This is a genomic window from Anabaena sp. UHCC 0187 (assembly GCF_009712035.1).
Taxonomy (GTDB): Bacteria; Cyanobacteriota; Cyanobacteriia; order Cyanobacteriales; family Nostocaceae; genus Dolichospermum.
This window is the reverse complement of the sequence record NZ_VILB01000020.1, coordinates 85824-102669: the sequence shown is the minus strand read 5'-3', so window position 1 is coordinate 102669 and position 16846 is coordinate 85824. Positions and strand designations below refer to the sequence as shown.

General features: G+C 35.6%; 19 protein-coding genes. 17 read left to right on the top strand and 2 right to left on the bottom strand.

Going from position 1 to position 16846, the window contains the following annotated elements; genetic code table 11:
* The 16 genes from FJR11_RS20000 to FJR11_RS19925 form a co-directional block, all read left to right on the top strand.
* Nucleotides 1–876, top strand: an 876-nt coding sequence (locus FJR11_RS20000) for a hypothetical protein (protein ID WP_371417598.1), incomplete at its 5' end; no start/stop codon positions are given.
* A gap of 102 nt (nt 877–978) precedes the next feature.
* Nucleotides 979–2379, top strand: coding sequence for a MotA/TolQ/ExbB proton channel family protein (locus tag FJR11_RS19995; RefSeq protein ID WP_168506880.1), 1401 nt, complete (start codon nt 979–981; stop codon nt 2377–2379).
* Nucleotides 2380–2383: 4 nt separating this feature from the next.
* Complete coding sequence (locus FJR11_RS19990) at nt 2384–2845, top strand: hypothetical protein (RefSeq protein ID WP_168506879.1); 462 nt, start codon at nt 2384–2386, stop codon at nt 2843–2845.
* A 19-nt stretch (nt 2846–2864) separates the two neighbouring features.
* The gene (locus FJR11_RS19985) at nt 2865–3560 is read left to right on the top strand and encodes a hypothetical protein (protein WP_168506876.1); all 696 of its coding nucleotides are present in this window, start codon (nt 2865–2867) and stop codon (nt 3558–3560) included.
* A gap of 597 nt (nt 3561–4157) precedes the next feature.
* Complete coding sequence (locus tag FJR11_RS19980; protein WP_168506874.1) at nt 4158–4742, top strand: hypothetical protein; 585 nt, start codon at nt 4158–4160, stop codon at nt 4740–4742.
* Nucleotides 4743–4765: 23 nt separating this feature from the next.
* Entirely contained in the window at nt 4766–5329 is a 564-nt protein-coding gene (locus FJR11_RS19975) for a hypothetical protein (RefSeq protein WP_168506872.1), read from the top strand.
* A gap of 44 nt (nt 5330–5373) precedes the next feature.
* Nucleotides 5374–5979: a hypothetical protein gene (locus FJR11_RS19970; RefSeq protein WP_168506870.1), complete on the top strand. Its 606-nt coding sequence runs from the start codon at nt 5374–5376 to the stop codon at nt 5977–5979.
* A 32-nt stretch (nt 5980–6011) separates the two neighbouring features.
* Nucleotides 6012–6572 (top strand): hypothetical protein, encoded by a 561-nt coding sequence (locus FJR11_RS19965; protein ID WP_168506868.1) that lies wholly within the window; start codon nt 6012–6014, stop codon nt 6570–6572.
* Nucleotides 6573–6672: 100 nt separating this feature from the next.
* Complete coding sequence (locus tag FJR11_RS19960) at nt 6673–7575, top strand: isopenicillin N synthase family oxygenase (RefSeq protein ID WP_168506900.1); 903 nt, start codon at nt 6673–6675, stop codon at nt 7573–7575.
* 49 nt (nt 7576–7624) lie between these two features.
* Complete coding sequence (locus FJR11_RS19955) at nt 7625–7918, top strand: hypothetical protein (RefSeq protein WP_168506866.1); 294 nt, start codon at nt 7625–7627, stop codon at nt 7916–7918.
* 142 nt (nt 7919–8060) lie between these two features.
* On the top strand, nt 8061–9290 hold the full coding sequence (locus FJR11_RS19950) for a UvrD-helicase domain-containing protein (RefSeq protein WP_168506864.1): 1230 nt from the start codon (nt 8061–8063) through the stop codon (nt 9288–9290).
* A 138-nt stretch (nt 9291–9428) separates the two neighbouring features.
* The gene (locus FJR11_RS19945) at nt 9429–10061 is read left to right on the top strand and encodes a deoxynucleoside kinase (RefSeq protein WP_168506862.1); all 633 of its coding nucleotides are present in this window, start codon (nt 9429–9431) and stop codon (nt 10059–10061) included.
* Nucleotides 10062–10096: 35 nt separating this feature from the next.
* Nucleotides 10097–10930: a viperin family antiviral radical SAM protein gene (locus FJR11_RS19940; protein ID WP_217358250.1), complete on the top strand. Its 834-nt coding sequence runs from the start codon at nt 10097–10099 to the stop codon at nt 10928–10930.
* A 73-nt stretch (nt 10931–11003) separates the two neighbouring features.
* On the top strand, nt 11004–12842 hold the full coding sequence (locus FJR11_RS19935) for a DEAD/DEAH box helicase (RefSeq protein ID WP_168506860.1): 1839 nt from the start codon (nt 11004–11006) through the stop codon (nt 12840–12842).
* 45 nt (nt 12843–12887) lie between these two features.
* Nucleotides 12888–13364 carry a hypothetical protein gene (locus FJR11_RS19930; RefSeq protein WP_168506858.1) on the top strand — a complete coding sequence of 159 codons (477 nt, stop codon included), beginning with the start codon at nt 12888–12890 and terminating at the stop codon, nt 13362–13364.
* Nucleotides 13365–13366: 2 nt separating this feature from the next.
* The gene (locus tag FJR11_RS19925) at nt 13367–14017 is read left to right on the top strand and encodes a hypothetical protein (RefSeq protein WP_168506856.1); all 651 of its coding nucleotides are present in this window, start codon (nt 13367–13369) and stop codon (nt 14015–14017) included.
* A 262-nt stretch (nt 14018–14279) separates the two neighbouring features.
* Here FJR11_RS19925 and FJR11_RS19920 read toward each other — a convergent pair whose 3' ends face one another.
* Nucleotides 14280–14642, bottom strand: a complete 363-nt coding sequence (locus FJR11_RS19920; RefSeq protein ID WP_168506854.1) for a hypothetical protein — start codon at nt 14640–14642, stop codon at nt 14280–14282.
* Between the two features lie 235 nt (nt 14643–14877).
* Here FJR11_RS19920 and cutA point away from each other — a divergent pair, with 235 nt between their 5' ends.
* The gene (cutA, locus tag FJR11_RS19915; protein WP_168506852.1) at nt 14878–15201 is read left to right on the top strand and encodes a divalent-cation tolerance protein CutA; all 324 of its coding nucleotides are present in this window, start codon (nt 14878–14880) and stop codon (nt 15199–15201) included.
* Between the two features lie 408 nt (nt 15202–15609).
* Here the strand turns inward: cutA and FJR11_RS19910 are convergent, their stop codons facing one another.
* Nucleotides 15610–16599 carry a CAP domain-containing protein gene (locus FJR11_RS19910; RefSeq protein WP_168506850.1) on the bottom strand — a complete coding sequence of 330 codons (990 nt, stop codon included), beginning with the start codon at nt 16597–16599 and terminating at the stop codon, nt 15610–15612.
* Nucleotides 16600–16846: the final 247 nt, after the last annotated feature.

Below are 16846 nucleotides of genomic sequence, written 5' to 3'. Positions count from 1 at the left end.
GTATTTTTAGTATTTTTTCTAATTAGCTGCGGAAATAATGAAACCCAAACAAAATCATCTTCACCTATTTCCGTACCCTCTACACCTTCCGTACCTTCTACACAAAATACTGTAGTAGCTAAACCTGAAGTTACTCCATCACCACCTGCAACGGATTCATACCAAGATGCGATTTCAAAAGCTATAGGTGCAGCAACCATTACTCAATCAGCACAATCACAAAATGATTGGACTTTAATCATTGGTATGTGGCAAGGATCAATTAATTTGATGGAAACAGTTCCTAAAACAAGTCCTAATTATGCCTCAGCACAAAGCAAAATCAAGGAATATCAAGGTAACTTAAAATTTGCCCAACAAATGGCTCTTAAACCTCCATCTACGGCTAATCCAGAACCATTAACATATAGAGTATCTAATGCAATTAAACCGCAAAATAGTAAAATTAATATACAGTCTATAGCGACAAATCAAGTCTCAAATAAAAAACCTTCTCTGGTTAAACCAAGTCCAATTAATAAAAATACTACAATTTCTAATAGTAGTCGAATTTCCGGATATTTAGAGTTAGTTGATTCAAATATTGGAGGAACAGATAGTAACTGTTATGGTACTGAAGGTTTTAAAGATATTGAAGGAGGTATGCCAGTAACAGTTAAAGATGGACAAGGAAAAATTATATCACTTGGAAAAACAAGTTATGGTAAACGACCTAAAGGAGAATATTCTAGTGTTCGTTGTATTTTTTATTTTCAAGTTAACAATGTACCAATAGTAAATTTTTACAGTATTGAAGTAGGTCGTCGTGGTCAATTAAATTATTCATACGAAGAATTAAAAAATAAGAACTGGAAAGTTTCTTTCTCGCTTTCTTAACATATTTGTATCATAGAATATCATTGAGTAAAAAATAATGACCACCTCACTTGTCTAACTAAAATAGCAATAAAATTTAACATCTAATCCCAAATAGTAATCATGACTGCAAAATCTCTCAAATTTTCTCACAAATCGGATAGGCAGGAATTAGATATCAAACTTTGGCTGATTTTAGTTATAGGATTAATTGTTACATTATGTATTTATGCAGCAGTATTCCCCATTAAAAATACATTTTTGGGTATTCTGCTATATGAACGGGGATTTACCCAAATTCTCGCCATATTTTTCGGCGGTATGGTAGTAACAATTACTATTTTAAAGTTTACAAAAATCCAACTTGAATCCAAAGCATTTAGCAAAGATTTACTACCTGAGAGTGTTGTACTTGAAAACCCTAAATCTATCCAAGTAGAAAGATTACAACAGTCCTTATGTAACGAAAAAAGTTTATTAGCTCGTCGTTGTAGTCGGGTTATCGCTGCATATATAGTTTCAGGAAATCGCCAAACGGCTACTGAATTTGCAATGGAAGATTCAGCATTTTATAGTAGTACAGCAGAAACTTCCTATTCCGTAGCTCGTATTTTAGTCTGGGCAATTCCCCTCTTAGGATTTATCGGTACAGTTGTTGGTATTAGTGGTGCAGTCAATGGTTTTAGTGGATTCTTGCAGCAGTCCAGTGATATTGAACAAATTAAACAGGGTATTGGAACTGTTACCAGTGGGTTAGCAGTAGCCTTTGATACGACACTATTAGCTTTATTTGTTAGCGTTTTAGTAATGATTCCTTTGGTATTAGTCGAAAGACAAGAATCACGATTATTATTAGCAATTGATATTTATATCAATGACAAAATATTACTCCGTCTCAAAGAAACCGAGAACTTAAATAAAGCCTTAGTTGATGATGCTATATCCCAAGCATTTAAGAAACATCTTCCAACACCCGAAGTATTGATTCAACCTGCCCAAGAATATGCTAAACAAGCCGCAGATGCTTTAGCTCAGGGGTTTTTAACTGAAGTAGGAAAAATCCAAGGAACAACTAATAAATTGATACAACAGATGAGTTATATCAATCAAATGGCTGTTAAAGATAGGGAAATTTTTGTTAATACATTAACCCAGCAAGAAAAATCTAGTCAAGAAATTATCCAAGAGATTCAACAAATTAGTCAGGCAATTCAAGATAATTACCAAAACGTTAATCATAATTTCACAGAACATACAGAGCAAATTTCTGAAGGACTCCAAAAAGCAGCAATGGCTTTAGATAGTCGGATTGCAGCTTTGGAAAACTGTGCTATTCAGGTAACAAGAATTGTCGAATTTCAGAAGAGTTTAGAACAAAGTTTACAGACATTGGAAAAAACAGCACAATTAGAACAAGTGTTAGGAGAAGTGCGTACCAATCTAGCATTATTAAAACCTGTTTTGGAAAACTTGAATAAACCCCGGCGGATTACATTGGTTGAATCTGAAGAAAAGCGTTCATAAATTTATGCCAAGAAGAATTAGTAATCGTGCTGCCACTGAAATTGAATTATTCCCTTTTCTTTCAATTTTGTTTTGTACCATAGGCGTACTTATTTTATTACTGATGGTTCTGACTGCTCAAACATTTAGCAATCAAAGACAAATTACTATTGTTGCTAAAACTGAAAATGGACAAAATCAGAGTAAACAACCCCGTTATATTGAATGTCGTAATGATGGTATTGTTCTTTATCCTAGCCAAGAATTTGTACCTTTAATTCAAGTTAACAGTTCCTATTCTCCATTACAAACTTTATTAACAGAGGTAAAAACTAATCGAGATAAACAATATCTAATCGTCGCAATTCGCCCTGATGGTATTGAAGTATTTAAAACAATCAGAGCATTAATTGAGTCCGAAGGTATTGATATTGGTTATGAACCTATTGACGAAGGATGGCAACTCAAAATTCAAGGAAATATTTGAAAATAATACTGGTATAAATATGAGAAGAAAACGTTATTTTGCATCTCAAAGTCCCCAACAAAATCTAGATTCCTTCTTAGATATTTTAACTAATACTGTCGGGGTACTAATGTTTATGAGTCTCTTTATTACTTTAGTTGCTGTGCAATCAAGTACAATAGTCAGGACTCCACTGGCAAAGGAAACTGATAAAAAACCAAACTTTTTTGAAATTAGTGGTAATCGAGTTATTTATTTAGATACTAAAGCAGCTAATCAACAAATTAAAGATTTTCTTGGTAATTTACCTACTTGTGTTAAACCTAGTTATATTTCAGGATTTGTTGATGGTTATCTTGATGAATTAAGAAATTATCAAAGTTGTGTGCAAAACCAATTACAACAGTTAAAAGAGTTTCGAGTACAAACAAAAAACTATGAAGTTGAATTAGTTGATTTAGAGTCTGGTTCGTGGCAATATAACCCTAAGTCAGTTAATAGTGGAGAATCCAGTAAAGAACTCACTCAAGTTAATTCTGAATATCGAACAACTTTATCTCAATTTGCACCTCAGAAAGATTATTTGGCATTTTTAGTTAGACCCGATAGCTTTGCTACTTTTCGTCAAGTTAGAGAAATTGCCTGGAAAGCAGGTTTTGATGTGGGTTGGGAACCAAAAACGCCTGACAGTCCCATTATTTTTGGTTCTGGAGGAAGATCAGTCGGCGTACAGTAGCACTTTGATTAAGCCTGATTTTGGGGATACTTAGGCGATTCCTACGGAGTGCTTCGCTATCGCAAGTTTTCATATAAGCAATCTAGCCAAAGTTGCATTTTCCTCTAAGAAAACCCCAAAGAAATATGAAGCAAAAACCCAGTATATCCACTGAATAACGCACACCCTACAGTTTATCTACAAGGAAGTATCAAGGATGCAAAGCCTTTATGGTTATTATGTTCAGCGAATTAGTGTTTATTTGACACAAAGGGCTAATTTACTATTACAACCGTATTTATGCTGAAACTGTATTAGCAGTGTCTAGATTTTCACTGGAGTTTTGTTACAGTGTTTATCTGATTAGCAATCAAAATAAACAAATAAAGTCTTTACAACTACGCTTGAATGTGATTATTATTTTAACTGGTATATTACTTGCTACATCAAATAGTGCTGTAAATTTTATAAATGTTATATATGCTATTCCCTTCTGGTTTGTAATCCGTGGTTATGTTTCGATAGATTCAATAACACTACTACTTTTTTATAAGCAACAACTAAACACTGCTACCAACATTTCGCCATGCTCACACCCCAAATTCTTAGAGGAAACCCATGAACCTAAAACTATTATTAGCAGCAGCCATAACGACTTGCATTGTTACCACAGCCACCCAAGCCAAAGCCGATACTTACAGGGCTGGGAAGTTCAAAGTTACTATAAATGCTAATACCTACGTTGGCTGTGATGCTAAAGGTCAGTGCCTCAAATTAGAAAACGGTACAGGATGGCAAGATCAAGGTTATCGGGGGATGACCTGGAGTAATGGGGATTATTATTACTCGGTTTCTTGGAAGGAAAACTCTAATGAGGGGATGTACTTAACTATTGTCAACAAGGATAAACGAATATTCCGCGAAAAACTGGTGTCTGTTGAAGAAAAAGTGCCTAAAGTTGAGCTTAAATGGGCTATTTGGTGCGATGTAGTCAATATCAAAACTGGACAATTAGCACTGCGGTTTACTCCCAACGGCAAATCCAGAGCCGGTTTAAATAATGGTAATCATGTTCTACTCAAGAAACAAGAGGGGATTTGGGCTTATGTCGATGTGATTAGGGGACCCAACAAAAAAGTTGAAGGATTGGAAGGCTGGGTTAATTCTAATTATTTGACTTGCACTAAAGAACCGATTGATTAATTATAAATATTATTGAGGAAACCATGAAAAACATTTTAAAAACCACAACGTTAGCAGTGATTACAATATTGTCCTTGAGTTCGCAGAACCTAGTATTTAATACTCCGGCAATAGCGCAAAGGAAATGTGGGAATACAAAACCAGTAGAGGCCAACAAAACAACTAGGACAATTAAACTAAAACAATTTGGTATTAAAGTAAAAATTCCTGCTAATTATAGAACAACAGTGCGGAATGATGGTTCTATAATAATTTTAGATCCAGGTTCGCATGAAGCTATGAGATGTAGAGCGCCACACGGGATTTATTCGTTCAGTATTAAAACTTTACCTAATCCTCAAAAACTATCTTTACTCGAACTAGCTAAGATTTCTTACCCCAACATCACGGGTGAAACACCAAATATAACTAATTACAGTTTCAATAATACACAAGCATTAATTATAGATGCTAAGGGTGGCTACAGTGCTTATGGAATTTTTAATGTTCCCAGTAAAGGTGTAATAGAAATGAGTGCAGGTTGTGATTGTGAAGTTGATAAAACATCTGTTATTGAATATTTACAAACAACTGAATTACTTAAATAATCAAGATAAATTATTGATTTTATTATTATGATTGAGGAAAATCTATGAAACCTGTTTTGAAGACCAAAAAATTAGTATTACCACAAGCACAGCAATCGCTATTTATCTTGGGACTCAGTTTATTTACTTTAGGTGCTAGTGAATTATCAGTATTAGCAGCACCAGCACCAATATTTAAGCCTGTAATTAATCAGATTAAACAACACTTACCAAATAATTTAGTTTTTAGATTACCAAGTAGTTTACCTAAGTCTATAACTCAAGGAATTAGTAAAGATAATTTAAAAGTTGTTTTTAATGTGAACGATCTAAATGCTGATATATCCTTACTGAATACAAGTAAATATTGCCAAAATATGAATACTGGAGATAGATTGTACGCTATAAATTGCATACGAATTTCTATTAATGCTGTTTTGGTGTCCTCTAAGTATTACAAAAATTTTCAAGATGATTCTGGCTTAACTACCCCGTTAACTCTTAATAAAAACATCAAAGCATTTTTATTTAAAGGAGATGGATGGAACAACATAACCTGGTTTCAAAACGGCACATTGTTTCTAGTATCCTCCGGTTCTTGTTCAGAGAGTAAATTAATTACAATTGCCAACTCAATGATTAATGAAACCCCAATTAAAAGAACTCGATAAAACAGTTACATTCATAAATAGAGGAGAACCCCATGCAACTAAACTATCTTTATTCATCAATACTGACCATAGGAATTTTCAGCAATTATTGTTTACCAACTTTAGCACAGATACCAGGATACTCAAATAATTCAGAAATATTAATATCGCAATCTAATAATATTCCTGGTAAAGTAGTTTTTGATGTATATGATATGAGCAAGGGTACTGGGGTTATAACTAATTATAATGGAGAAAACCCCAATGTTCCCAGACAAGATAATTTAGGATATTCTATTACTGGTCAAAGAAACATTGAACAGCTTAGTAAAAATCAGTTATTCTCTGTTTTGATATTGCAAGATGGTTTTGTTAGACTGGCTATTTTACAACCTGGACAGAAATCAAAAATAAGTTATGTAGGTAAAGATTACAGATTACAAAAACTCATCAAAGTTGGAGAACGAAGATATATATTAAACTCCGAACATAACCCCAATGAAGGAGGTGATGACTATTATGATGTTGACTTGAGAACCATTAATAGCCCAACTATCAAACAAATAGATTTAGCTGCTGCTCAAAGATTGGGTAGGTCTAGTAGAAATCGTTAGTTGTTCTTTGCTATAGAATTTATAAAACTGTACATTTCCTATAAAGTTACCAACAATTTTTATCTAGCTTTTTCAGTATTCAATACCTCTGAATTATAATATTATGTCAATCCCATTAATTGATTTATCAAAGTTTAAACTTAGTAACCAAGACAGCCAAAAAACTATAGTTAAACAAATTTATCAAGCCTGTCATGAAATTGGTTTTATGTATATACAAAGTTCGCCGATATCAATAGAATTAGAACAGGTTTTCAATGTAAGTAAATCTTTTTTTAGTTCACCATTAGCAGTCAAGCAGCAGTTAGCTTGGAATGATCATTTTAGCAATACTGGTTATGTGGGTTGGGAAAGAGAACGCCTTAATCCTCATCAACCAGGGGATTTAAAAGAGGCTTTTAATATAGGAAATCAAGAAATAAGTAATACCTCTTTATCTTCTGTTTTAGTTGCAAATAATCCTGTCATAGTTAATTTTTATCATGCTTGCACAGAGTTAGCTAACACTATACTTCAAACCTTTGCGTTAGCATTAGAAATGCCAGAGGATTTTTTCATTAGTAGACACAATCAACAAAATCATACTTTGCGACTGTTACATTATCCGCCGTTACAAACATCTCCTAAACCTGGACAAATGCGTGCAGGGGAACATTCCGATTATGGCAGTCTTACTTTACTGTTTCAAGATGGAGTGGGAGGATTAGAAGTACAAACAGCAGATAAAGATTGGATTGCAGTACCATCAATTCCTGGAACGGTGGTAGTGAATATTGGTGATTTAATGCAGCGATGGACAAATCTTATGTTTTGCTCAACTAAACATCGGGTTGTTATTCCCAATGATGACAGCATAAATCAGTCAAGATATTCTATTGCTTTTTTCTGCCATCCTAATAATGATACAGAAGTTGCTTGTTTGGAAAGCTGTTCACAACATCCTATTTATGCTCCCATACTTGCAGGAGAATATCTTATGAATCGTCTAAAAGCTACACATTAATATACATAAAATTGTAGATATAGCGATCGCCCAACATCATATTTATCTTATGAACCAGATACCAGAACCCCTACAACAAATTGAATATCACTTTCATGAACTAATGAGACAACGTGCCGGGGATTTAATTAACAGTCAAAACTTGGAACTCCCCAAACTAGAATTTAACGTGAATCAAGAACAACATTGGTTTCCCATTCCAGGGATGTACGGGGGGTTTAGTTATTGGTGGGAACAAGAAATATTAATCACAGAGAGTTGGAGTAGGGTCGTCGGGGGTTCTGGTCAAAGACACAAAATTACTACTCAGGGTATTGAGTTGTTGGAAGAGGGGTTTGTATGATTTGTTGATTCTTAGAGGAAAACTTGGAATAGGGGTCTTCCAGGGATTCGTATAATACAAAAACTTGAGTTTTGAAGTCAGTGATTATCTAGTGCATAGTAATTAGTTCACCTTGAATAGTAATTTACATAGGATTAATAACATGAGTCAATGGATAGATTTTCAACACACGATTAATCAAAGATTACTCAGAGAAGACTTAGACAAAGAACAAACCAAAGTCAGAAATATGAATACCAAGAAACACGCAATGGTTCGGGGTATTGCTGGTTCTGGTAAATCCTTAGTATTGAGAAACAGAGTTGAGAAAATCATTGATGAATATGATGATATTTTGATTCTTAGTTACAATCGTTTCATGAATGGTTGGCTTACCTCAAAACTAGCAGAAAAAGGCATTAATAGACAAGTCACCTGTCAAACATTTCATAGTTGGGCTTATCGTAGTTTAAAGTATAGTTACGAATTTGATAATAATGATGAACTAAGGGCGCAAATTATAGATTTAGCTCAAAAATCACATTTAAAATACCAAGCCATTTTAATAGATGAAGCCCAAGACTTTTATGATGAGTGGTTTAGGGCTATTTTAGAAGTATTAGATAACGATACCAACTCTCTCTTTTTTGTTTATGATAACACTCAATCTGTTTATGGTCAGTCTCATAGAAGAAAACCGGATTGGTCATGGCGTAAACTGGGAATTGATGTTGTAGGTCGTTCTCAAATCTTTGATGTTAATTATAGAAACTCCCCAGAAATTCTTGAATTGGCTTGGCATTTTATACTTACATCATTGTCTGATGCTAACATAAAAGTTTCCAAAAAAGAACAAGCTGGAGGTAGAATTGGGGATATTATTGAACCGAAAACCAAAAAATCCAGAAGTTCAAATATTCAACCTTTACTACTACAAATTCCCAATCATGAAATGCCTTCAACAGTTGCCCAACAAGTTAAATTAGCATTATCAAGTTATAAAGAATCTTCCATTGGTGTTTTAGTCCATCCACAAAATTGGCAACTCAAAAATTTAATTAGTGCAGAATTATCAAAGCTAAATATTCAACATCACGCCCCCAGAGGTTCTACAGATAGAAACATGAATGTGGTAGATAGACCTTTTATAATTGTTGACTCTTGGAATGCCCTCAAAGGTGTTGAATTTGATGCTGTTATTATTGCTGGTTTAGACATGGCTAATGAATACCCTGATAACCCAGATACCGATTTTCAAGAAAAAGCTGGTATTTACACTGCTATGACGAGGGCAAGGGAGCATTTAGTAATATTATACAATACTAAAAACTCCATTGTTGACTTGATGGAAAATGCTTTGAACTCCCCACCACAATTGGAAAGTGAAGATTAATTTGCGATAGCGAAGCACTCCGTAGGAATCGCCATAAGCATTGCTCACTTCATTCTTAGGAGAACGCAATAGCAAGGTAAAAAGCTTTTCAGTAATCAAACTAGAGTCCTATATTGTCTGTTGAGATAATTTTAACCTATGAAAAAGTTTCCTTTTTTAGCATTTGAAGGATTAGACGGGGCTGGTAAAACCACTTTAGCAGAACTATTTGCAAAGCAGCAAAATTTTGATTATTACGGTAGCATACCACCTGAATTAATTTCTTTGCGGAAACAAATAGCCGCAACTAATTCCCCAATTAGCACATTCCATTTTTATAGTTTGTGCAACATTTTACGTAGTTATGAATACAAACTAAAATTGAATGATTTAGGGGTTGTGGCTGATAGATATGTGTTCTCTACTTTTGCTTATCATAGTCTGTTGATGAAACAAGACTTGTCTTCTTATCTACATATACTGCAATCAGAACAAGAATTTTTACTACCTGATGTCATTGTTTATGTAACAGCATCCCAGTCAACAATTAATCAGCGTATTACCCAACGAAGTCAGAACATTCCTATACAATGGTATGGCGATAAAGTTTCTCTTGAATATAATCTTGATGAATCATACAAACGTATATTTGCATTAGTTAATATACCAATCATACAAATTGATACAACTAATTCAAATCCTGAGCAAGCATATTCTAATTTGTGCTGGGAACTATGCAAAATTAGCGAAAGTATACCAATAATAAGGTCTATAAATTTCGATGTAAATTAGCTAACTTCAAAGTTTGATTTATCAAAAAAATTATCATGAAACCAATTTCTGTAAATTTTCATCTGTGGAAACCATGCAATTATCATTGTCGATTTTGTTTTGCTACTTTTCCTGATATCGAAGGAGCTTTAACTTTAAACGATGCTAAACATCTTCTTTTCTTATTACGTGAAGCAGGAGCAGAGAAACTTAACTTTGCTGGGGGAGAACCAACACTACACCCTAACATTGGTGAACTTGTAGCTGAATCGCATCGTTTAGGATTTATAACCAGCCTTGTGAGTAATGGTGCGCGAATGACTCAATTACTAGAAAAACACGCTCATGAAATTGATTGGGTTGCATTATCGGTGGATTCTGCTTCTGAAGCAGTCCAAAAAGATTTAGGACGGGGGAATGGTAATCATGTAATACAATCAATTGCTTTATTTGATAAGTTACATCAATACGGTATCCGCGTTAAACTTAATACAGTAGTTACACGCTTGAACCACCAAGAAAATATGTCAACTTTTGTCAGGCGGGTGCATCCAGAACGATGGAAAATCTTTCAAGTGTTACCAGTACAGGGTCAAAATGATGGTAGCGTTGAGGAACTGCTGATATCACCACAACAGTTTCAAGAATTTATTGAACGACACCAACCCCTTATAAACGAAGGATTTCAAGTTATTCCAGAATCAAATGACTTGATGAAAGATTCCTACATAATGGTCAATCCACAAGGGCAGTTTTACAACATCACTAAAAACAATGGGCATTCATACAGTTCACCAATATTGAAAGTAGGTGTAAGTGCTGCCCTCGCTCAAGTTGGTTGGAATATAGATGCTTTTTTACGTCGGGGGGGTATTTACTCTTGGAAATAGTTAGTACCAGATCGATCACCATCAGCGATCACCCACATTTAGCCCCCCAAATTCTTAGAGGAAACCCCAAATTATGGCCACACTGATTCCTTCATTTAGTAGTTGTAGTTCCAGAATGACCTCCGGTGAAAAGAGGTTAGCGCAGCGCATGGAGGAAAAACTAGATGATGATTACCTATTGTGGTATGACGTACCCATCGGTAAAAAACAATTACACCCTGATTTCATAGTTTTACATCCTAGTCGGGGTTTATTCATTCTGGAGGTCAAAGATTGGAAACTGAACACTATTCAAACTGTTAATCCTTCCCTATTCACCATAATTACTGAAGATGGAATCAAGGAAGTCAAGCACCCATTACAACAGGCCAGAGATTATGCCCTAGCAGTCAACCAATTACTAGAAAAAGATGACAGTTTAGTTCAACAGGGAGAATATCAAGGTAAGTTAATTATTCCCTACGGTTACGGTGTAGTTTTAACTAACATCAACCGCAAGGATTTTAATAATAGCGAACTCCCCGCAGTATTTGAAGAACATTTAATTATCTGCAAAGATGAAATGTTACCAAGTACCGACCCTGGGGAATTTCAACAACGACTTTGGGATTTATCAGCATATAACTTTAATAAAACCCTAACCAACAAGCAAATTGATAGAATCCGGTGGCATATATTCCCAGACATACGTATCACACAATTATCCTTGTTTAATGTTGAAACTGAAGCACCCCTGCCACTAAACATTCTGCAAATCATGGACTTGCAACAGGAACAATTAGCCCGCAGTTTGGGTGACGGACATCGGGTAATTCACGGTGTCGCTGGTTCTGGGAAAACCATGATTTTAAGTTATCGTTGTCAACACCTTGCACAAAATAATAAACCTATTTTAGTGTTGTGTTTTAATGTTTCCCTTGCTGCTAAGTTAAGGCAAATGATTCAAGAACCCAATAAAATCAGTCGTGTCAAAGTTCGACATTTTCATGGGTGGTGCATGGATCTACTAAAGAAATACAACATCCCCAAACCTGAATCCACAGAATATCAAGGGGAAGCTTACATAGAAGAACTGGTAAACCGTGTAATCTGTGCGGTTGATGCTGGCAAAATACCCAGCGGTACTTATGACGCTGTGATGTTAGATGAAGGACACGACTTTAAACCAGAATGGCTAAAGTTAATCGCGCAGATGGTAAACCCGGAAACTAATTCTTTGCTTGTACTGTATGACGATGCCCAAAACTTATACGGTGAAAAACGCAGTAAGAAATTTAGCTTTAAGAGCGTTGGTATTCAGGCACGGGGACGCAGCACGGTACTAAAACTCAATTACCGCAATACAGAACAGGTGTTGGGGGTGGCCTACGAATTTGCCAAGGAAGTGATGACACCGACCACGGGAGATGATGATCAAGTGGTGTTGCTGCAACCTACCAGTGCGGGACGACAGGGAACAATGCCAGATTTAATCAAACTCCACAGCTTCCAACATGAGGTAGAATACCTAGCCCAACGATTACAACAACTACATGAACGGGGTACACCCTGGAACGAAATCGCTATTATCTATCGGGTAAAGTTTATGGGCGATCGCTTATGTCAAGACTTCCAACGAATGCACATACCTATTGAGTGGGTGAATGCCAATAATGATAGTCGGAATTATAACCCTGATGAACAAAGTATAAAACTGATAACGATGCACTCAAGTAAGGGGTTAGAGTTTCCCATAGTGTGTATTCCCGGTGTTGGTTATATGCCCAATGAAAACCAGGAGTTAGCAGAAGAAACAAGGTTAATGTATGTAGCAATGACCAGGGCAATGGAACAATTGATTATTACCTGTCATCGTTCCTCAGAGTTTACCAATCGGATTGAGTCAGCATTATCAAAAGTGGGAGGATTTTAAATGAGACGGATTGAGTCAGCATTATCAAAAGTGGGAGGATTTTAAATGAGAGAAAATTCAAACATAGAAATCAACGGTAAACCCGGATTACTTTGGGGTAATTTGATTGTTCCTGGTAGTGGCAGATTGAAAATTAAAATTGTTGGTGATTTGCTTCATACTAACACTGAATCATATTACAAACTAGAAAAAAAGGACATTCAAACCCGGATTCAAGATGTCAAATCTATTGAAATTGCCTCTGGTCCATTAAGTTGGTTATTAGGCTTGGGTATCTTTACCCTTCCCTGGGGTATTGGTATTATTTTCCTCATCCTTTACTTTTTCATCAAACAAAATTGGCTGATAATTTACACCACCAATATTAGTATTATTGTGTTTTACAAAAAAACCCAGGATGTAGAGGGATTTAGAACTAGGGTTTTGACATTAGCACGACAACTCAATTCACCATCATTACCAAGGACACCACCACCTGTACCACCAAGATTACCAGGGCAAACTACTGTTAGGGATAAATAATCATGACTGCACAAAACACTTTGGAACTGGCTAAACAGGGGGATGTTCAAGCTATTGCTACCCTAATGAACAAAGCCTTGCTACCTAAAGGAATCACAGTTCAAATAAATATCACAGGTGAAAGTATAACCGTGATTGGGGAATCCAAGGAAACTATAGAACAATCATTCTTTATTGATTATGTGAATAAAGCCATAGAAAAATTAAAATTACCAACAGTAAAAAGGCTGTATATTCGTGGACAAATAACTGGTAATAAAAACCCTGTTTGGAGACAAACTATTAATTTACAAACCGAGATCCTAAAACCAGTTGTTAACACAGAAAACAATTCTACATCTAAATCAAAGTTTGATATATTTAATATTTTAATTCAGTTCAGGGAAATAATCAATACTATACTTCTGGGAGGAATATTAGGAATCCTAGTTTTTAATCTTTGGTGGGAACAACAACCCAAAACTGTAGAATGGGATTATAAAATTGAAAGTTTTGAAGATGTTATTTTTGATAGCGGTATGAACCGTATGGGTAATGAAGGCTGGGAATTAGTGTCTGCCAGGAGAGCATTAACTGGTCCTGATGCTGACCGTCGGGGGATTTATGAATGTATTTTTAGAAGACCAAAGCACAAAACTAATGATAAATCTTGAATCTACAAAGTTAGGACGAGAATAGAAAGCGATAGTTAATAAAGAAGAGACAGAGTTTTATTACATGATGATGCTGGTGAGTGTTACAATCGTCCTATAGATGTTGTTACGGAATTTCTGAATCTATTCTGATAGTCCTAAAATTTAATGATTCCTACGAAGTGCTTGGCAATAGCGAACTATTTACAACAGCACTTCGCTATCGCAATTCTTGAGAGAAAACCCTAAGAAATCGTTGTACTCCAAGAGATAAAATTAAATATTACCCCTTGTAAATGTAAAGACTGGGAGTATCAGTAGCAACAGTTATACCATTTCCTTCCTGACGAAAAGTTGCTGTTTTTGTGGGATCTACTTTTACTAATACAGGTTCAAATCCGGTCTTTGATGTGTTATATATAATGTATTCTCCATCATAAGTGCCTTCTGTATTAGGTTGTAAAGTTTGCACTTGCGCTGGTACATTTGCCCCTAAATTATAAAAACGCCTTGTACCTCCTGAATCATTTCTAATTGTAAACCCTCCAACAATACTAGAAGACTCTTCAGCAGTTAATTCTATAAGTAGTGTGTCTTTTTGAAAACTAATATTTGCGGTTTTGTCAACTGGATTTGAGATAATCATAATAAACCTCATTAATCAGTGCTAAATAATTCAATATTGCTATATTGGTCTGCTCAATGCTTGAGTCTAGGGTCATAAATTGAATTATGTCTTTAGATACAATGCTTTAACTTTGACGTAGTGAAGCACTCCGCAAGAATCGCTTTGTTCAGTGTGGGTATTGCTCGATATTTCTCCCAAGAAAATTATCAATAAGCACCCCAAACAGATATAATAACCATTTAATAGTCAAAACATGGAATTTATTTTTGTTTACGTCACTTGTAAAGACCGTGCCGAAGCCCTTAACGTAGGTAAAGCCGTAGTAGAAGCCCGTCTTGCTGCCTGTGCCAACATAATTAACGGTATGGACAGTATTTATTGGTGGAACGGTGAATTGCAAGTAGAAAAAGAAGCTATTTTAATTATGAAATCCCGCCGTGATTTATTTGCAGAATTAACGGAAAAGGTGAAATCAGTGCATTCTTATGAAGTACCTTGTGTGGTGGCTTTACCAATTGAACAAGGAAATCAGGATTACCTAAATTGGCTAATGGCAGAAACTAAGGGTACAGGCTGATTGGTAAACCTGATAGTGGTTTTGCAACATTCAAGTTATGGAAAAACTTTTTTGTCAAGTTTATCTTGATCAGAACCTTTCTCATCTACATCATAAATAAGATAGATGCGGGGACCAATAGTGTTTTCTGACCGACTGTGAAGCATAGCCGAAACGTTATTAAATACAAATGCGAATGCAGGTGGATAACAATAAAACAAGAATGATATAGTTGTTAGTCCAAACAAGCTCGTTGATAAAAACTTCATTTGCTTTCAATTAAACTGTTATTTTATGATTATAACAAAGTACCAATAATTCACTAACTAATTCCTAAGAGGAAACCTAAGCGATCGCTTCACTCGCCGTAGTCATTGCACCCCGTTTTTGAGGGAAACTATGATAGTAGCGATCACCTACAAACCAAATCTATCGAGAAGATGCAGCAGGGTCAACTTCCTCTCCAAACCACAGAACAGCATAGCCCCCATAAATACCTATTCCCAAGGCTTGCCAGGGTCTATTTTGCCACATACCTTGATTGAGAATAACTGCATTATGGGCACTGCTGGTTTTCCAAGACTCTAAAGCGGAATTTGCATTAGCTTTATATCCCCCTGAACCACCATGAACATTTTCGTAACCATTACCAGGATAGGGAGTTCCAAAACGCTGGGGAGCTTTCCACATACAATCATAGGTTGCTTGGTTAGAGGCATTATAAGGACAATTACTCCAACCGTGTGTTACTGTTTTGATATTTTTTTGTAAGTCTTGCACATGACGATTTGCCACCAAACTTAAAGATGGAGAAAAGGGAATTGCAGGTAGACCATTTTGGGCGCGATATTGATTGACTAAATTGTATAAACGCTGTTCTTCAGAATCTAGACCATCCCCAACACAGGATCTAGAAGTTAAAATTTGCTGACCATTACATTCTTGCTGATTACCAACTGAATTATTAGCATTAACAGTATTATTACTATTACTAGGCTGTGAATTTGGTGAAGTCTGGGATCTGGAAACTCTCAACTGTGAATTTCTTTGTCTAGTCACTACTTCATTGAGTATTCTGCCTGTCTGTGAGTCACGGACACGCCAAGGATGAGTTATGTAAGTCCGTTGATTGTAAGATTGTCCTGGACGGAGAGTATAATACTTAACTTCTTCACATTGATAATTCACCCAATAAATATCAACTTGACGATTAGTATCGTTAACAAATGATATGCTGGCTTGTGTCCTTCCCTCTCTGGAACACTGAGACGTATTTTGAGCTAGGGTCTTAAATGGAGTAGCTGCAATCGTAGTGGATGATAATTTGGGATTTAATACTGTATTGGTATTAAAACATATCACAGATACAGCAGTACCAAAACCAACTGCTCCACAGATAAATGAACGCATTTTACTCATAAATCACCTCACACCTTAGTAGATAACCTCATATTAAGGATACACTCGCCTAAAGTGTTTGATCATAAACATTACACTGCTAATTACTTATAAACACCATAGAAGAATACAAATATTACAGAAAATTATCATCTCAGACACCCTGATACAATTGAATAAGTATTTAATGATTACTGGGAATTTTTGTTAGCGATCACTTCTCTTCGAGACGCTGCGCGAACACTCGCCGTAGACATCACCTATCAAC

What these genes read in the sequence shown, in the direction of transcription:
- FJR11_RS19995 (WP_168506880.1), top strand. Translation starts at nt 979, where the DNA reads ATGACTGCAAAATCTCTCAAATTTTCTCACAAATCGGATAGGCAGGAA.
- FJR11_RS19990 (WP_168506879.1), top strand. Translation starts at nt 2,384, where the DNA reads ATGCCAAGAAGAATTAGTAATCGTGCTGCCACTGAAATTGAATTATTC.
- FJR11_RS19985 (WP_168506876.1), top strand. Translation starts at nt 2,865, where the DNA reads ATGAGAAGAAAACGTTATTTTGCATCTCAAAGTCCCCAACAAAATCTA.
- FJR11_RS19980 (WP_168506874.1), top strand. Translation starts at nt 4,158, where the DNA reads ATGAACCTAAAACTATTATTAGCAGCAGCCATAACGACTTGCATTGTT.
- FJR11_RS19975 (WP_168506872.1), top strand. Translation starts at nt 4,766, where the DNA reads ATGAAAAACATTTTAAAAACCACAACGTTAGCAGTGATTACAATATTG.
- FJR11_RS19970 (WP_168506870.1), top strand. Translation starts at nt 5,374, where the DNA reads ATGAAACCTGTTTTGAAGACCAAAAAATTAGTATTACCACAAGCACAG.
- FJR11_RS19965 (WP_168506868.1), top strand. Translation starts at nt 6,012, where the DNA reads ATGCAACTAAACTATCTTTATTCATCAATACTGACCATAGGAATTTTC.
- FJR11_RS19955 (WP_168506866.1), top strand. Translation starts at nt 7,625, where the DNA reads ATGAACCAGATACCAGAACCCCTACAACAAATTGAATATCACTTTCAT.
- FJR11_RS19950 (WP_168506864.1), top strand. Translation starts at nt 8,061, where the DNA reads ATGAGTCAATGGATAGATTTTCAACACACGATTAATCAAAGATTACTC.
- FJR11_RS19945 (WP_168506862.1), top strand. Translation starts at nt 9,429, where the DNA reads ATGAAAAAGTTTCCTTTTTTAGCATTTGAAGGATTAGACGGGGCTGGT.
- FJR11_RS19940 (WP_217358250.1), top strand. Translation starts at nt 10,097, where the DNA reads ATGAAACCAATTTCTGTAAATTTTCATCTGTGGAAACCATGCAATTAT.
- FJR11_RS19935 (WP_168506860.1), top strand. Translation starts at nt 11,004, where the DNA reads ATGGCCACACTGATTCCTTCATTTAGTAGTTGTAGTTCCAGAATGACC.
- FJR11_RS19930 (WP_168506858.1), top strand. Translation starts at nt 12,888, where the DNA reads ATGAGAGAAAATTCAAACATAGAAATCAACGGTAAACCCGGATTACTT.
- FJR11_RS19925 (WP_168506856.1), top strand. Translation starts at nt 13,367, where the DNA reads ATGACTGCACAAAACACTTTGGAACTGGCTAAACAGGGGGATGTTCAA.
- FJR11_RS19920 (WP_168506854.1), bottom strand. Translation starts at nt 14,642, where the DNA reads ATGATTATCTCAAATCCAGTTGACAAAACCGCAAATATTAGTTTTCAA.
- cutA (WP_168506852.1), top strand. Translation starts at nt 14,878, where the DNA reads ATGGAATTTATTTTTGTTTACGTCACTTGTAAAGACCGTGCCGAAGCC.
- FJR11_RS19910 (WP_168506850.1), bottom strand. Translation starts at nt 16,599, where the DNA reads ATGAGTAAAATGCGTTCATTTATCTGTGGAGCAGTTGGTTTTGGTACT.